This window comes from Methylobacterium sp. WSM2598 (assembly GCF_000379105.1).
Lineage (GTDB): Bacteria > Pseudomonadota > Alphaproteobacteria > Rhizobiales > Beijerinckiaceae > Methylobacterium.
In genome coordinates this window covers 478704-493920 of record NZ_KB900609.1, presented here as the reverse complement: position 1 = coordinate 493920, position 15217 = coordinate 478704, and the positions used below count along the sequence as shown (strand labels likewise).

The following is a 15217-nucleotide window of genomic DNA, read 5'->3' as shown; positions in this document are numbered from 1 at the left end:
AGGCGGATCGCGGATCACGCGCCCGCGCGGCGCGTGAGCGAGGCCCAAATCCGCCATCCCGAAGGGATCAAGCGGATTTGGTACGTGGCGTGCCGGGGAGGGGCGGGGATCGGAGCGCCGTCCGGACCGGTGCCGGCCGACCCTCCCCTGTGTCCCCGCATCGCGTTCGGCGCAGGCTCCCTCGTCCGGGAGAAGGGGGGCGCGGCGCTGCCCCGCGCCCTCGACCCCGGCTCAATGCGTCCAGCGGGTCGCGAACCGGGCGAGGTCCGCCGCGTCCGCGAAGGAGACCACCTCCAGGTCGCGCGTCTCCTCCGGCCAGCCCGGGAACAGCGCGTAGGTCACGCTGCGCCGCCACAGCCGGGCGCTCGGCGCCTCGGTGGACGCCCAGACCTGCACCTCCTCGGCCAGCGCGTCGGGCGCGTCCGGCGCGATCAGCCCCGAATAGGGGCGCAGCACCACGAAGTACTCCCCAAGGTCCGGGTGCTGCTCCTTCACGATCTTGACGATGTCGATCATGCGGCGCCGCTCACCAGGCCTGCGGCTCGTTGATCTGCACCTGCGCCTGGGCCTGCGTGAAGTTCGGGATGTCGGAGAAGATCTCCTTGCCGTGGGCCGCCACCGCCTTCTGGAAATCCTCCAGGGAGCGGAAGCTGAGGAGCGCCATGATCTGGAAGGGCGGCGGGCTGCCGTCCGGCGTGGCGGCGCCCTTCACCACCTCGGCCTTCTCCAGACCCATCCCGGACCAGCGCTCGCGCACCAGCGGCATGTGGCGCGACAGGTAGTAGTCGAGGTCGAAGGAGGCGGGCGAAGCCCCGCCCGGATACATCACGCTCACCAGGATCATCGCTGCGCTCTCCTCCCGGCCTCGGGCGAGCCCCCGGGTCGCGCGCGCCCCGTCGGGGCGCCCGGGCCCGCGCCACCGAAGCACCGATGCCCGGCCGGCGCAACCGGCCTCAATGCAGCTTGACCCGCGGCACCGTGTGCCGGGTCAGCGCGCGGGCCGCCGTGTCGAGGGAGACCTTCCAGGTCCCGTGCAGCGCCTTCTGATGCATCTTGTAGAGCGACTGGTACATCAGCCGCGCGAACAGGCCGGCGATGAAGACGTTGCGGCCGCGGATGAAGCCCATCAGGTTGCCGACCGTGGTGTACTCGCCGAGCGAGACGAGGGAGCCGAAATCGCGGTAGCGGAACGGGGCGAGGGGCCGTCCCGCCAGCCGGTTCGGCATCTGGCGCAGCAGGTGGCTCGCCTGCTGGTGGGCGGCCTGGGCGCGGGGCGGGATCGGCCGCTGGGTGGCCGGATCGATCAGGTAGGCGCAGTCGCCGAGGGCGAAGACGTTCTCGTCCCGGGTGGTCTGCAGGCTCGGCAGCACGACGAGCTGGTTGTTGCGGGTGGTCTCGAGCCCGCCGAGGTCGCGCAGCACCTCGGGCGCCCGCACGCCGGCGGCCCAGACCACGAGTTCCGACGCGATGAAGCTGCCGTCGGCGAGCTGCACGCCGTCCGCCCGCACCTCGGTGACCCGGGCGCCGGTGCGCACCTCAACGCCGATCCCGGCGAGCAGGGCCATCACGTCCCGCGACAGCCGCTCGGGCACGGCCGGGAGGATCCGGTCGGCCGCCTCGATCAGGGTGAGCTTCAGGTCCTTGTCCGGGTCGATGCGGTCGAGGCCGGTCGCGGCCACCTGGCGGGTGGTGCGGTGGAGTTCCGCCACGAGTTCGGTGCCGGTCGCGCCGGCCCCGATCACCGCCACGTGGAGCTGGCCCGCGCGCACCGGCGCATCCTGGGCGTGGGCGCGGATCATCGCGTTGATGAGGCGGCGGTGGAAGCGCTGCGCCTGATCCGGCGTGTCGAGGGCGATGGCGTGCTCCTTCACCCCGGGCGTGCCGAAATCGTTGCTCGCGCTGCCGACCGCGATCACCAGCGTGTCGTAGGGGATGTCCCGCTCGGGCGTGACCTCGCGGCCCTCGGCGTCGTGGCTCGCCGCGAGCCGCACGACCCGGCGCTCGCGGTCGAGCCCGACCATCTCGCCGATCCGGTAGCGGAAATGGTGGGCATGGGCGTGGTGCAGGTAATCGACGGCGTGGTGGCCCACATCCATGCTGCCGGCCGCGACCTCGTGCAGGAGCGGCTTCCAGATATGGGTGCGCGAGCGGTCGACCAGCGTCACCTCCGCCTGCTTGCGCCGGCCGTACCTGTCGCCGAGCTTGGTCGCGAGCTGCAGCCCCGCCGCGCCGCCGCCCACGATGACGATCCTGTGCCGTTCCGCCTCGCCGCTCACCCTGGCCCTCCCCTCGGCGCCGCGCCCCGGGGAGGATCCCACGCCGGGGCGCCTTTCGCCATACCGGGGCCACCACCCCGCGCGGCGTCCGAAGGTGGGGAAGGGCGGCCGGGACGGGAAGGCGTACGAATGTCCTACGCGGCCGCGCCGGCCCGGAAGACGAGGCAGAGATTGTTCGCCGGCATGGCGACGCGCTCGGCGAGGGCGAGGCCCTGCCCCCGGGCGGCCCGCGCCACGGCGCCGAGGTCGCGCAGGCCCCAGGCGGGATTGCGCGCCCGCAGATCCGCGTCGAAGGCGAGGTTGCTCGGGGCGGTGGGCGTGTCCTCGACCATGAAGGGCCCGTAGAGCACGAGCGGCGCGCCCGGCGGCAGCAGGCGGCCGGCCCCCCGCATCAGCCCCTCGGTCGCGGGCCAGGGCGCGATGTGGATCATGTTGATGGCCAGGACCGCGTCGGCCCGCGCCAGCGGCCAGGTCTCCGCCGCGGCGTCGAGGGCGAGGGGCGGGCGCAGGTTGGGCAGCGCGGCCGCCCGGGCGTGGGCCGCGATGCTGCGCAGGGCCGCCGGCTCCGGGTCCGAGGGTTGGAAGGCGAGCCCCGGCAGCGCCCGCGCGAAGTGCGCGGCGTGCTCGCCCGAGCCGCTCGCGACTTCGAGGACGAGGCCCGTCTCCGGCAGGAGCCGCCGCAGCACCGCCAGGATCGGCTCCCGGTTGCGGGCGACGGCGGGGGCGATCAGGGCGTCCCCGGCGGAATCCCAGCCCAGCATCGCCTCACCCCCACAGGGCCGGATCGGGCGGGTGGACGAGGCTGCCCTCGAAGCGCAGCCCCGGCTCGCGGTCCCGGGCGAGGAGCAGGGGGCCGTCGAGGTCGACGAAGGTCGCGAAGCCCGCGAGCAGCATGGCGGGCGCCATGGCGAGCGAGGTGCCGACCATGCAGCCGACCATGATCGCGAGGCCCTGCTCCCGCGCGGCCCGGGCGAGGGCGAGGGCCGGCGTGAGCCCGCCCGCCTTGTCGAGCTTGATGTTGATCGCGTCGTAGCGGCCGGCGAGCCCGTCGAGCCCGGCGCCCGGGTGCAGGCTCTCGTCGGCGCAGAGCGGGATCGTGCGCGCGAGCCCGGCGAGCGCCTCGTCCTCGCCGGCGGGGAGCGGCTGCTCGATCAGCTCCACCCCCGCCGCCGCGCAGGCCGCCATGTTCTCGGCGAGGTTGCGCGGCCGCCACGCCTCGTTGGCATCGACGACGAGGCGGGAGGCGGGCGCCCCGCGGCGCACGGCGGCGATGCGGGCCGGGTCGCCCTCGCCGCCGAGCTTGACCTTGAGGAGGGGCCGCGCCGCGGCGGCGCGGGCCGCCGCCTCCATCTCCTCGGGTGCGCCGAGGCTGAGCGTGTAGGCGGTGGTGACCGGGCGCGGCGGCGCGAGCCCCGCGAGGGCGTGGGCCGGCCGCCCCGCCGCCTTGGCCTCGTAGTCCCAGAGGGCGCAGTCGAGGGCGTTGCGGGCCGCGCCCGCCGGCATCCGGGCGAGCAGGTCGGCCCGGGTCGCGCCCGCCGCCACCGCCTCGCCCTGCGCGGCGATCAGGTCGCGCACACCCTCGACGCTCTCGCCGTAGCGGGGATAGGGCACCCCCTCGCCGCGGCCCGTACGGGTGCCGTCCGTCACGCTGGCCACCACCACCACGGCCTCGGTGCGGCTGCCGCGCGAGATGGTGAAGCGCCCGGCGATGGGCCAGGTCTCGACCGCGACCGCGAGGCGCCTCATGCGGGCAGACCCGCCGGGTAGAGCGCCGCGATCCGCGCCACGATCTCCTCGACGCCGAAGCGCACCGGGTCGCTCGCCGGGAGGTCGTGGGCGCGGGCGAGCGCGTCGAGCAGGGTGCGGGCCTCGGCCTCGCCGAGATCCTGCGTGTTGACCGCGATCCCGACCGGGCGGATCTCCGGATTGGTCAGGCGCCCGCAGCGCGAGGTGAGGTCGATCACCTCCTCGATCGAGGGCAGGGGATGCTGCACCCCGCGCATGCGCGTGCGGGTCGGCTCGTGGCAGATCACGAAGGCGTCGGGCTGCGCGCCGTGGAGGAGGCCGAGGCTCACCCCCGCGAAGGAGGGGTGGAACAGCGAGCCCTGGCCCTCGATCAGGTCCCAGTGCTCCGGCGCCGCCGCGGGCGAGATCCACTCGACCGCGCCCGAGATGAAATCGGCCACCACCGCGTCGATGGCGACCCCGCGGCCCGAGATGAAGACGCCGGTCTGGCCGGTGGCGCGGAAATCCGCGTCGAAGCCGCGGGCGCGCATGCCCCGCTCCAGCGCGAGGGCGGTGTACTTCTTGCCGACCGAGCAATCGGTGCCGACGGTGAGCAGCCGGCGGCCCGGGCGCTTCACCCCCTTGCCGGTGTCGAAGCGCTGGTCGGAATGGCGCACGTCGTGGAGCTGGCGCCCGCCCCGCGCCGCCGCCTCGGCGATGGCCGGGACCGAGCCGAGCCGGGTGTGCAGGCCGCTCGCCACGTCGAGCCCCGCATCCAGGGCCGCGACGATCGACGCGATCCAGTGCTCGGGCAGCACCCCGCCGGCGTTGACGACGCCGACGATCAGGGTGCGCGCGCCCCGCGCGACCGCCTCCTCGATGCCGAGATCCGGGATGCCGAGATCGGCCGCGCAGCCCGGCAGCCGCAGCTGCCCGGTGCACCATTCGGGGCGCCAATCCACGATGCCGTAGGCGGTCTTGGCGGCGAGGCGGTCGGGGACGTCGCCGAGGAACATCAGGTAGGGGGTCGCGATCTGCATGCGGTCTGGTCCGGCGCGGGGTCGGTCAGGGCGGGCAAGGGGCGTGCCGCGGGGCGGCGCGCCCGTTCTCGCCCGCGGCTGCGCATTCCGCAACCGGCCCCCGGCCCGGCGCGCGGCCGTCATCCCGTCCTTCGCGCGGGCGCGGCCCTTGACGCCGCGGCCCGCGATGACGGACGTAGGGCTCGCCCAAAAGGAGAATCTGGATGGCCCCCAAACGCCTGCTGATCCTGCTCGTGGCCGGCTTCGCCGCGCTGCCGGCCTCCGCCGAGGAGCTCTCCGGAACCCTGAAGAAGATCAAGGAGACCGGCGCGATCACCTTGGGCTACCGCGACTCCTCGGTGCCGTTCTCCTATCTCGACGGCAACCAGAAGCCGGTCGGCTACGCCATGGACATCTGCTACAAGGTGGTGGACGCGGTCAAGGCCAAGCTCGGCCTGCCGAATCTGGAGGTCAAGCTCAATCCGGTGACCTCGGCGACCCGCATTCCCCTGATCGCCAACGGCACGGTCGACCTGGAATGCGGCTCGACCACCAACAACGTCGATCGCCAGAAGCAGGTCTCCTTCACCAACACGCATTTCCTGACCGCCAGCCGCTTCGTCGCCAAGAAGAGCAGCAACGTCAGCAAGTTCGATGACCTGAAGGGCAAGACCGTCGTGTCGACCTCCGGCACGACCAACATCCGGCAGATCAACGAGTACAACGCCGCCAACAAGCTCGGGATCACGATCCTGCCGGCCAAGGACCACGCCGAGGCGTTCCTGATGGTCGAGACGGGGCGCGCGGTGGCCTTCGTGATGGACGACGTGCTCCTGGCCTCGCTGGCGGCGAGTTCCAAGGAGCCGGACGCCTACCTGATCTCCACCGACGCGATCTCCAAGCCCGAGCCCTACGGCATCATGCTGCGCAAGGACGACGCGCCGTTCAAGAAGGTGGTGGATGACGCGACGGCGGCCTTCTACCAGAGCCCGGAGGGCCCGGCGACCTACGACAAGTGGTTCACCAAGCCGATCCCGCCGCGCAACATCAACCTGAACCTGCCGATGGATGCGGCCCTGAAGAAGGCCTTCGCCAAGCCGAGCGACAGCCCCGACCCGGCGATGTACTGACCGGCCGCCCTTCGCAGCGGCCCGTGATCGCCCCTTCCCGCAGGGGGTGTCGCGAGCCCGGGGCGCGGCCGCCGCCGCGCCCCGGCATTCCGGTGGATGGTGCGAGAATCGGTCACGCATGGCCGCGCCATGACGTATCATTGCGCCCGCGCATGGCGCCCGTGACGACAGCCGCGTCGGTGGACTGGGCATGAACTACAATTGGAACTGGAGCATCTTCTTCGAGCCCTCGCCCGAGGGCACGGGGACCTACGCCGACATGCTCCTGTCGGGCCTCCTGTGGACCATCGTGACGGCCCTCTGCGCCTGGGTCATCGCCTTCGCGGTCGGGTCCGTGATCGGCGTCATGCGCACGCTGCCGAACCGGTTCGCCCAGGCCTTCGGGAACGGCTACGTCGAGCTCTTCCGCAACATCCCGCTGCTGGTGCAGATGTTCCTCTGGTTCTTCGTGCTGCCGGAGATGCTGCCGCAGAGCTGGGGCACGTGGCTGAAGCAGCTGCCCGACGCGCCCTTCTACACGGCGGTGGTGTGCCTGGGCTTCTTCACGGCCTCGCGCGTCGCCGAGCAGGTGAGGGCGGGCATCCAGGCCCTGCCGCGGGGCCAGCGCATGGCCGGCACGGCGCTGGGGCTCACCACCTCCCAGACCTACCGGTACGTGCTGCTGCCCAACGCCTACCGCATCATCCTGCCCCCGCTCACCTCCGAGTTCCTCAACAACCTCAAGAACACGTCGGTCGCGCTGACCATCGGGCTCCTCGAACTCACCGCCCGCGCCCGCTCGATGCAGGAATTCTCGTTCCAGGTCTTCGAGGCCTTCACGGCCGCCACCATCCTGTACATCATCATCAATCTCCTGGTGGTGACGGCGGCCGGGTACCTGGAGCGCAAGGTCGCGATACCCGGCGCCCGCTGAGGCCGCCGCTCCCTCTCCGCCGCGGGTGAGAGTCCATGCTGTCGAACTTCGATTTCAGCGTCATCGTCAGCGCGCTGCCCTACCTCTTCCTCACCGGGATGACCTTCACGCTGACGCTGACCGCGCTGGCGGCGGTGAGCGGCACCATCCTCGGCACGCTCATCGCCATGATGCGGCTCTCGGGCCTGCCGGTGCTGCCGCTGGTGGCCAAGGGCTACGTCAACTTCATGCGCTCGCTGCCGCTGGTGCTGGTGATCTTCTGGTTCTACTTCCTGGTGCCGTATCTCGGGCAGTGGCTGATCGGGGCCGAGCGGCCGATCCAGGTCGGCGCCTTCACCTCCTCGCTCGTCACCTTCACGCTGTTCGAGGCGGCCTACTTCTCCGAGATCATGCGGGCGGGCATCCAGTCGATCCCCAAGGGTCAGGCCGCCGCCGCCTCGGCGCTCGGTCTGACCTACTGGCAGAGCATGGGGTCGGTCATCCTGCCCCAGGCCTTCCGCAACATGCTGCCGGTCCTGCTGACCCAGACCATCGTGCTGTTCCAGGACACCTCGCTCGTCTACGTGCTGTCGATCACCGACTTCCTCGGCGCCGCCTCGAAGGTGGCGCAGCGCGACGGGCGCCTCGTCGAGATGTACCTCTTCGCCGCTTTGGTCTACTTCGCGATCTGCTTCCTCGCCTCGATCCTGGTGCGCCGCCTGCAGCGCCGCATCGCCATCATCCGCTGACTTCCAGAGAGGCTCCCATGTCGTCCGCGCCCCTCGTCGAGACGCCGCCCGCCGCCGCCGGTTCCGGCCCGATGATCGTGATCGATCAGGTCAGCAAGTGGTACGGCGACTTCCAGGTGCTGACGAATTGCACCACCTCGATCCGGAAGGGCGAGGTGGTGGTGGTCTGCGGCCCCTCGGGCTCCGGCAAGTCCACCCTGATCAAGTGCGTGAACGCCCTCGAACCGTTCCAGAAGGGGCAGATCACGGTCGACGGGACGCGGATCGCCGACAAGAAGACCAACCTGCCGAAGCTGCGCTCGCGCGTCGGCATGGTGTTCCAGCATTTCGAGCTGTTCCCGCACCTCTCGATCACCGACAACCTGACGCTCGCCCAGCGCAAGGTGCTGGGCCGCAGCCGCGCCGAGGCGGAGGCGAAGGGCCTCGCGCTGCTGGAGCGGGTCGGGCTGAAGGCGCACGCGCACAAGTTCCCGGGCCAGCTCTCGGGCGGGCAGCAGCAGCGCGTGGCGATCGCCCGGGCGCTCGCCATGAACCCGATCGTGATGCTGTTCGACGAGCCCACCTCCGCCCTCGACCCCGAGATGGTCGGCGAGGTGCTGGACGTGATGGTGGAGCTCGCCCGCGAGGGCATGACCATGATGGTCGTCACCCACGAGATGGGCTTCGCCCGCAAGGTGGCGAACCGGGTGATCTTCATGGACCGCGGCGAGATCGTCGAGGACGCGCAGAAGGAGGAGTTCTTCGGATCGCCCCGCAGCGAGCGCGCCCAGACCTTCCTGTCCAAGATCCTGTCCCACTGAAGATCCCTTCGACGGGGCTGGCGGCGGCAACGGGCGCCGCCGCGCCGCGGGCTTCGCCCGCCCCTCCGTCCCGCTCCTAGGGGAGCGATCCGGATCGCCCGCGGACGCGGTCCCGCTCAGGCGTGTTGTCCCTGAGGAAGGCGGCCGCAGGGACCGCTCCGAGCGGGTATCCGCGACATGTCCGGGAAGCATCGGTCCCGCGAATCCCTCGGCGCTGGACGCGTCGCGCGATCAGGCGGGCGCGTTGCTTGGCGGCCGCCCGCGAACCACCTCCCCTGGCGCGCGACGCCGCGCGGGCCCTCACGACGTCTTACCTTACTTTAGGTCGTTATCGCGGTGTTGCGTACAGGACACGGTTGGGCCCGGCCACGCGGAAACTGCCTAAATGGTATGCAGGTGCCCAGAAATTGCCTTTGCGCCAACCGGCCCGCGCTGCCAGCTTAGCCGTAGTCAGACCGACATTTGGACTTGAGAATCGTGGCGATCCGCTTCACCTCCCTCAGCATGGCCGCCTTAGCCGTCTTGTCCGGCTACGCTCAGGCGGCGGACCTGCCCCCCAAGGTCGCGCCGGCCCCGGCGGCGCCCGCGGCCTGCAAGGCCACGCTCTCGTTCCCGGCCTATAACGGACCGATCAAGCAGAACCCGGACCCGACCTGCTTCACGATCGGCGGCTTCGGCGACATCTATGTCGGCGGCGCGCTCACGGGCTACGCCTACACGCAGACGAACCAGTTCGCGCCGGGCCTGGCCCTGCCGCTCGGCATCTTCCCGGACCGGGACCGGGCCGCGCGGGTGGACTTCTCCAACCTGATGGGCTTCGTCCAGAAGGCGGATGGCCCGTTCCAGTTCTACATCGCGGCCGGCGCCTACGCGGTGCCCACCCTCGGGGCGCAGAATTACAGCGCCATCAACCAGACCGACCTGCTGTTCGGGCCGCTGCCGGTCGCCTTCGGCAAGTGGCAGATCAACGACGCGTGGTCGATCCAGGGCGGCCGCATGCCGACGCTGATCGGCAGCGAGGCGCCCTTCACCTTCCAGAACCTGAACATCTCGCGCGGCCTGCTGTTCTTCCAGGAGAACATCATCAACCACGGCGTCCAGGTGAACTGGTCGGAGGGCCCGTGGTCGGTGTCGGTGGCGGGCACGGACGGGTTCTACTCGGGTGAGATCAGCTGGTTCACCGGCTCGGTGGCCTACAAGCTGAACGACGCCAACACGATCGGCGTGAACGGCGGCTTCAACGTCGACCGGACCAATGCCGGGATCAAGAGCTTCCGCTACCAGTTCGCGACGCCCTTGTTCCAGCAGAACAGCGGCATCTTCAACATCAACTACACCTATTCGGACGGGCCGTGGATCATCACGCCCTACTTCCAGTTCACGAATGTCGAGCGTGATCCGCGCATCGGGATCCTGGAGAGCGCCTCGACCTATGGCGGCGCGATCCTGGCGAGCTACGCCTTCAACGACAATTTCGCCCTGGCCGGCCGCGTCGAGTACGAGACGCAGACGGGCAACCGCTTCACGGGGCTTACCAGCCTGCTCTACGGGCCGGGCAGCTCCGCCCTTTCGGTCACGGTCACCCCGACCTTCACCTTCGGCCGCTACTTCCTGCGCGGCGAGTATGCGCACGTTCAGCTCTACGACATCACGGCGGGCCTCGGCTTCGGCAAGGCCGGCAACAAGACCTCGCAGGACCGCTACCTGATCGAGACCGGCTTCACCTTCTGATCCGGGATCCGGTCGATCCGAGCGGGTCCCGATCATACGCTGTCCGGACGATCACGTTCGGACAGCGTATCACGAGCCCGCGCGGCGCTTGAGCGACGCCCAGATCCGCCATCCCGAAGGGATCTCGCGGATGGGGATGAGCCCGGGAGTCGCCGGCCCGCCCGGCATCGCACCCGTCACCCCGTCCGGGATCGCGCCCGGGCGGGGTTTCGCGTTCGGCGGCGGCGGATCTGCGCGGGACCACGCCCTTTCCGGCGCGCGGCCGCGCCGAGGGCGGAGAGGGTGCGGGAGGCGCGATCCCCGTCCTCCCGCCCGCGGCGCGCCGGCGCCGCGCGGTTCCGCGGGCTCGGGGGCGGGAGGCGCTGCGGACCCGAGACGCCGGGCGCTCCGGCTGCTAAGCCCCAGGCGTGACCCTAGAGCAGCTTCGCATCTTCGTCGCGGTGGCCGAGCGCCAGCACGTGACCCGCGCCGCCGAGGCGCTGAACCTCTCGCAATCGGCGGTCAGCGCGGCGGTGGCCGCGCTGGAGGAGCGGCACGCCACCAAGCTCTTCCACCGCGTCGGGCGCGGCGTCGCGTTGACCGAGGCCGGCCGCCTCTTCCTGGGCGAGGCGCGGGCCGTGCTGGCGCGCGCGGCCACGGCCGAGGCCGTGCTCGCGGACCTCTCGGGCCTGCGGCGCGGCACCCTGCGCGTGCAGGCCAGCCAGACCATCGCGAGCCACTGGCTCCCCCGCCACCTCGTCGCCTTCCGCCGGCTCTTCCCCGAGATCGTCGTCACCCTCGCGATCGGCAACACGGCCGAGGTCGCGGCCGCGGTGCAGGCCGGGACCGCCGAACTCGGCTTCGTGGAAGGGAGGATCGACGATCCGATGCTCGCGAGCGAGGACGTCGCCGACGACAGGCTCGTCCTGATCACCGCGCCGGACCATCGCCTCGCCGCCCGCGCGACGGTGCGCCCGCAGGATCTGGCCGAGGCCGCGTGGGTGATGCGCGAGGCGGGTTCCGGCACGCGCTCGGTCCTGGAAGCCGCCCTGACCGGCGCCGGGATCGCGCCCTCCGGGCTGCGGGTCGTGCTGGAACTGCCCTCGAACGAGCCCGTGCGGGCGGCGGTCGAGGGGGGGGCGGGGGCGAGCGTGCTCTCCCACAGCGTCGTCGCGCCGGCCCTGCGGGCGGGCAGCCTGGCGGCGCCGCCCTTCCCCCTGCCGAGCCGGGCCTTCCGTGTCCTGCGGCACCGGGAGCGCTATCGCAGCCGCGCCGCCGACGCGCTCCTCGCCCTGATCGCCGGGCCGCCGGGCTAGAGCATTTTCCGATGAAGTGGATGCCGGTTCGTCGCAGAAAACGCGGCAAGATCAAAGATCGAGAGCGGCACCCGATTGCAACGTGATCGAGTGCCGCTCTCGGCGTCGGGGCGGGGCCGCTCAGGCGATGCCGAGCAGGCGGATCAGGCCGAGGCCGACGAGGCCCAGCCCCAGGAGCGAGAGCGTGACGGCCAGGGTGACGCGCGGACCGGCCTTGGCCACGACCCGCACGTCCACGCCGAGGCCGAGCGCGGCCATGGAGACGACCGTCAGGATCGTCGCGCCGTCGGCGATCGGCCCCAGCGCCGCCCGCGGCACGAGGCCCAGCGAGCGCAGGGCCGCCATGGCGAGGAAGGCGAGGATGAACCAGGGCACGAGGTGGTGGAGCGCCACCCGCGCCCGCGCCGGTCGATCGCCCGCCGCACCGCGCGGCGCGGCCTCGTCGGTCTCCTCGGGCAGGCGGCGCGCGGCGAGGGACAGTCCGAGCACCACCGGGCCGAGCATGAGCACGCGCACGAGCTTGACGAGCGTCCCGACCTGCGCGCTGAGCGCGGCCACCGGCGCGGTGGCGGCGAGCACCTGCGGCACCGCGTAGACCGTGAGCCCCGCCAGCACTCCGTACTGCGTGGCGGACAGGTGCAGGAGCGGCACCAGGAGGGGCAGGCCGAGCACCACCAGCACGCCGAGCACGGCGGTGAAGGCGATCGAGGCCGCCACCTCCTCCCCGTCCGCCCCGATCACCGGGGCGACGGCGGCGATGGCGGAGTTGCCGCAGATCGCGTTGCCGCAGGCCACCAGCACCGCCATGCGCCGGGGCAGGCCGAGCGCGCGGCCGAGGCCGTAGCCGAGCGCGATGGCGGCGGCCACGACGGCCGCGATGCCGACGAGCAGGCCGGGACCGGCCGCCAGGATCGCGTCGGCGCTGAGCGAGGCGCCGAGCAGCACCACCGCGATCTCGAGCAGCGTCTTGGCCGAAAGGGCGATGCCGGGCCGCCAGCGCGCGGGCGGCGCCCAGGCCGTGCGCAGGGCGGTGCCGATCAGGATGGCCAGCACCAGGGCTTCGAGCCACGCGCGTCCGAACAGGCGCGCCTCGACCCGCTCCAGCCCGACGGAGGCGGCGGCGACGGCGAGGCACAGGGCGAGGCCGGGCATCACCCGGCGCAGCGCGCCGAGGCCACGGCCGGTGCGGGTCAGGGCTGCGCCGCGGGTCGCGGCGTCGGTGGCGATCTCGATGCTGGGCATGGGCGGATCTCGCGTGGCCCGCGCATGATCCCCACCGCCGATACATCGGTCCAACGCATTGATCAGGTCGTTTCAATCGATCGGATCGATCGTTGCCCGGCCCGGGCGCGGGCCGCCCCCGTCCGGGAGGCCCGCCCGAAACGGCGAAGCCCCCCGTCCGAGGGACGGGGGGCTCCCCAGCACCGTCGAGGAGAGGAAGGGAAGGGGGGACCCCTACTCCCGCTCGCCGGTGAAGTTCAGAAGCAGCTGGAACAGGTTGATGAAGTTCAGGTAGAGCGACAGCGCCCCGAACACCGCGAGCTTGCCGCTGGTCTCCTGGTCCCAGTGCTCCGCGTACTGCTCCTTGATCGACTGGGTGTCGTAGGCCGTCAGGCCGACGAAGATCACGACGCCGATCAGCGAGATGGCGAAGTGCAGCGCGCTCGACGCCAGGAAGATGTTGACGAGGCTCGCGATGACGACGCCGATCAGGCCCATCATCAGGAAGGAGCCCATCCGCGAGAGGTCGCGCTTCGTGGTGTAGCCGTACAGGCTCGTCGCGCCGAACATCGCCGCCGTGATGAAGAAGGTGCGCGCGATGCTCGTCCCGGTGAAGACCAGGAAGACCGAGGCCAGCGACAGCCCCATCACCGCGCAGAAGCTCCAGAACAGGGTCTGGGCGGTGGCGGCCGAGATCTGCTCGATGCGGAACGACAGGAACAGGATGAAGGCGAGCGGCGCCAGCATCACCACGTATTTCAGCGGCGTGCCGAACAGGGGCTGGGCGATGGACGGCGTCGCCGACACCGCGAAGGCGACGAGGCCGGTCAGGGCGAGGCCGAGCCCCATCCGGTTGTAGACCCGCAGCATGTGCTGCCGCAGGCCCTCGTCGAAGAGGGCGGCGGAGGGCGCCGCCGTGCTCTGCCAAGCGTAAGGCGTGTTCATCGGTCGGTGATCCTCGTGGAGACGCCGCCGGTCGGCGGGGGAGACCGGCGGAAGGGGGGTGTCAGGGCCGCGGCGCGCCGAGCGTCTCGGCGGCGCGGCCGAGCGCCGGCTCGTCGCCGCCGCTCAGCGCGTAGGCGGTGTGGCCGGCCTTCCAGTAGACCGTCACCGCGTCGCTGCCGCGCGTCACCTCGGGGGCGAGCGCCGCCTCGTCCGCGGTCTGGGTCGCGAAGAGCGCCACGGGGCCGAGCGAAGCCGCGTCGATCGCCACCTCCACGCCCGCGCCGGAGCGGGTCGGGACGATCTGCAGGTCGCGCACCCGCCAGTCGCGCGGCAGGTCCGGCAGGCGGATCCCGGTGGCGGCCTCGACGCCGGCCCGGTCGTAGGCCGGGCTCGGCCGCAGGGAGGCGACGCGGGCGCGCAGCTGCGAGGCCTGCCGGGCCTGGATCGCGTCCTCCACGAAGGGCGGCGAGTGGGTCGAGGCGATGGTGCCCGGCACCCCGAACCCGCCCGTCTCGGCATGCATCAGCCACCCGGCGCCGACCAGGAAGGCGACGACCGCGGCGCGCTGGAAGCGCTGGCCGATCCGCCGCCAGGTCAGCGCCCGGTCGAGGCGGCGGGCCGCCACGGCGATGCGCTCGGGCATCGGACCGGGATGCAGGCGGGGATGGGACGGCGCGAAAGCGGCGCAGAGCGCGTCGCGGGTGCGCAGGTCCGCCATCACCCGGGCGGCGATCTCCGGATGGGCCGCGAGGTGGCCCTCGACCTCGATCCGCCGCGGGAGATCGAGCTGGCCGTCGATATAGGCGTTCAGGTCGCTCTCGGTGATCGGGTCCATCATCGGTCGTACTCCACGGACGGGCGGCCGCCCTGAACCACGCGCAGGCGCGGGCTGACCTCCGGCGGCGGGGGCGCGGCGGGGGGCGCCAGCCGGTTCTCCCCGCTCTCGAAACTGCGCAGGGCCGCGCGGCCGCGCCCGAGCCGCGACATCAGCGTACCGATCGGGATGCCGAGCACGTCGGCGGCCTCCTGGTAGGCCATGCCCTCGATCGTCACCAGGTGGAGCGCCGCCCGCTGCTCCTCGGGCAGCCGCGCGAAGGCCTCGCGGATCTGGGCGAGGCGCACGTGGCTGTCCTGACCGGCGGGCACCGCCTCGTCGGCGATGTGCTCGAGGGTCTCGGCGTAGCGCGCCTCCACTTGGCGGCGGCGCTGCCCGTCGATGAAGGCGTTGTGCAGCACCGTCATCAGCCAGGTGCGCAGGTTGGTCCCGCTCTTGAGCGAGCTCTGATGTTCCAGGGCGCGCACGAGGGCGTCGTGCACGAGATCGTCCGCCTGGGCCGGGTCGCGGGTGAGCGCGCGGGCGTAGCGCCGCAGCGGCACGATCAGGTCGACGACGTCGAGGCGCTTGCGTGAGGTCATGGTCCGGATCTGAGGGGG

The 15217-nt window shown here is 72.0% G+C and carries 16 protein-coding genes; 6 read left to right on the top strand and 10 right to left on the bottom strand.

What is annotated here, in order from left to right; translation table 11 throughout:
* Positions 1-231 precede the first annotated feature (231 nt).
* From MET2598_RS0102410 to dgcN, 6 genes are all read right to left on the bottom strand, one after another.
* Positions 232-516 (bottom strand): hypothetical protein, encoded by a 285-nt coding sequence (locus MET2598_RS0102410; RefSeq protein WP_018259761.1) that lies wholly within the window; start codon positions 514-516, stop codon positions 232-234.
* A gap of 10 nt (positions 517-526) precedes the next feature.
* Complete coding sequence (locus tag MET2598_RS0102405) at positions 527-844, bottom strand: EthD family reductase (RefSeq protein ID WP_018259760.1); 318 nt, start codon at positions 842-844, stop codon at positions 527-529.
* A gap of 109 nt (positions 845-953) precedes the next feature.
* Entirely contained in the window at positions 954-2276 is a 1323-nt protein-coding gene (locus MET2598_RS0102400) for an NAD(P)/FAD-dependent oxidoreductase (RefSeq protein ID WP_012334269.1), read from the bottom strand.
* Between the two features lie 134 nt (positions 2277-2410).
* Positions 2411-3037, bottom strand: a complete 627-nt coding sequence (locus MET2598_RS0102395) for a DUF938 domain-containing protein (protein WP_018259759.1) — start codon at positions 3035-3037, stop codon at positions 2411-2413.
* Positions 3038-3041: 4 nt separating this feature from the next.
* A complete protein-coding gene (dgcA, locus tag MET2598_RS0102390) occupies positions 3042-4022 on the bottom strand; it encodes an N-acetyl-D-Glu racemase DgcA (protein WP_012334271.1) in 981 nt (326 codons plus the stop codon).
* Complete coding sequence (dgcN, locus tag MET2598_RS0102385) at positions 4019-5041, bottom strand: N-acetyltransferase DgcN (protein ID WP_012334272.1); 1023 nt, start codon at positions 5039-5041, stop codon at positions 4019-4021. The genes dgcA and dgcN overlap by 4 nt, the downstream gene beginning before the upstream one ends.
* A 203-nt stretch (positions 5042-5244) precedes the next feature.
* Here dgcN and MET2598_RS0102380 point away from each other — a divergent pair, with 203 nt between their 5' ends.
* From MET2598_RS0102380 to MET2598_RS0102355, 6 genes are all read left to right on the top strand, one after another.
* Positions 5245-6150, top strand: a complete 906-nt coding sequence (locus tag MET2598_RS0102380; protein ID WP_012334273.1) for a transporter substrate-binding domain-containing protein — start codon at positions 5245-5247, stop codon at positions 6148-6150.
* Between the two features lie 190 nt (positions 6151-6340).
* Positions 6341-7063 (top strand): amino acid ABC transporter permease, encoded by a 723-nt coding sequence (locus MET2598_RS0102375; RefSeq protein WP_012334274.1) that lies wholly within the window; start codon positions 6341-6343, stop codon positions 7061-7063.
* A 35-nt stretch (positions 7064-7098) separates the two neighbouring features.
* A complete protein-coding gene (locus MET2598_RS0102370; protein WP_012334275.1) occupies positions 7099-7791 on the top strand; it encodes an amino acid ABC transporter permease in 693 nt (230 codons plus the stop codon).
* Between the two features lie 71 nt (positions 7792-7862).
* Positions 7863-8591 (top strand): amino acid ABC transporter ATP-binding protein, encoded by a 729-nt coding sequence (locus tag MET2598_RS0102365; RefSeq protein WP_026190465.1) that lies wholly within the window; start codon positions 7863-7865, stop codon positions 8589-8591.
* Between the two features lie 477 nt (positions 8592-9068).
* Positions 9069-10322, top strand: coding sequence for a porin (locus MET2598_RS0102360; protein ID WP_018259758.1), 1254 nt, complete (start codon positions 9069-9071; stop codon positions 10320-10322).
* 407 nt (positions 10323-10729) lie between these two features.
* Positions 10730-11617: a LysR substrate-binding domain-containing protein gene (locus tag MET2598_RS0102355; protein WP_018259757.1), complete on the top strand. Its 888-nt coding sequence runs from the start codon at positions 10730-10732 to the stop codon at positions 11615-11617.
* A gap of 120 nt (positions 11618-11737) precedes the next feature.
* Here MET2598_RS0102355 and MET2598_RS0102350 read toward each other — a convergent pair whose 3' ends face one another.
* From MET2598_RS0102350 to MET2598_RS0102335, 4 genes are all read right to left on the bottom strand, one after another.
* Positions 11738-12859 carry a YeiH family protein gene (locus MET2598_RS0102350; RefSeq protein ID WP_018259756.1) on the bottom strand — a complete coding sequence of 374 codons (1122 nt, stop codon included), beginning with the start codon at positions 12857-12859 and terminating at the stop codon, positions 11738-11740.
* 213 nt (positions 12860-13072) lie between these two features.
* A complete protein-coding gene (locus MET2598_RS0102345; protein WP_012334280.1) occupies positions 13073-13783 on the bottom strand; it encodes a Bax inhibitor-1/YccA family protein in 711 nt (236 codons plus the stop codon).
* A 61-nt stretch (positions 13784-13844) separates the two neighbouring features.
* Positions 13845-14621 (bottom strand): anti-sigma factor family protein, encoded by a 777-nt coding sequence (locus tag MET2598_RS0102340; protein WP_018259755.1) that lies wholly within the window; start codon positions 14619-14621, stop codon positions 13845-13847.
* Complete coding sequence (locus tag MET2598_RS0102335; protein ID WP_018259754.1) at positions 14618-15199, bottom strand: sigma-70 family RNA polymerase sigma factor; 582 nt, start codon at positions 15197-15199, stop codon at positions 14618-14620. Before MET2598_RS0102335 ends, MET2598_RS0102340 begins: the two co-directional genes overlap by 4 nt.
* Positions 15200-15217 lie beyond the last annotated feature (18 nt).

Excerpts from the sequence above, each read along its gene's own strand:
- MET2598_RS0102410 (WP_018259761.1), bottom strand. The coding sequence starts at position 516 with ATGATCGACATCGTCAAGATCGTGAAGGAGCAGCACCCGGACCTTGGG.
- MET2598_RS0102405 (WP_018259760.1), bottom strand. The coding sequence starts at position 844 with ATGATCCTGGTGAGCGTGATGTATCCGGGCGGGGCTTCGCCCGCCTCC.
- MET2598_RS0102395 (WP_018259759.1), bottom strand. The coding sequence starts at position 3,037 with ATGCTGGGCTGGGATTCCGCCGGGGACGCCCTGATCGCCCCCGCCGTC.
- dgcA (WP_012334271.1), bottom strand. The coding sequence starts at position 4,022 with ATGAGGCGCCTCGCGGTCGCGGTCGAGACCTGGCCCATCGCCGGGCGC.
- dgcN (WP_012334272.1), bottom strand. The coding sequence starts at position 5,041 with ATGCAGATCGCGACCCCCTACCTGATGTTCCTCGGCGACGTCCCCGAC.
- MET2598_RS0102380 (WP_012334273.1), top strand. The coding sequence starts at position 5,245 with ATGGCCCCCAAACGCCTGCTGATCCTGCTCGTGGCCGGCTTCGCCGCG.
- MET2598_RS0102375 (WP_012334274.1), top strand. The coding sequence starts at position 6,341 with ATGAACTACAATTGGAACTGGAGCATCTTCTTCGAGCCCTCGCCCGAG.
- MET2598_RS0102370 (WP_012334275.1), top strand. The coding sequence starts at position 7,099 with ATGCTGTCGAACTTCGATTTCAGCGTCATCGTCAGCGCGCTGCCCTAC.
- MET2598_RS0102365 (WP_026190465.1), top strand. The coding sequence starts at position 7,863 with ATGATCGTGATCGATCAGGTCAGCAAGTGGTACGGCGACTTCCAGGTG.
- MET2598_RS0102350 (WP_018259756.1), bottom strand. The coding sequence starts at position 12,859 with ATGCCCAGCATCGAGATCGCCACCGACGCCGCGACCCGCGGCGCAGCC.
- MET2598_RS0102345 (WP_012334280.1), bottom strand. The coding sequence starts at position 13,783 with ATGAACACGCCTTACGCTTGGCAGAGCACGGCGGCGCCCTCCGCCGCC.
- MET2598_RS0102340 (WP_018259755.1), bottom strand. The coding sequence starts at position 14,621 with ATGATGGACCCGATCACCGAGAGCGACCTGAACGCCTATATCGACGGC.
- MET2598_RS0102335 (WP_018259754.1), bottom strand. The coding sequence starts at position 15,199 with ATGACCTCACGCAAGCGCCTCGACGTCGTCGACCTGATCGTGCCGCTG.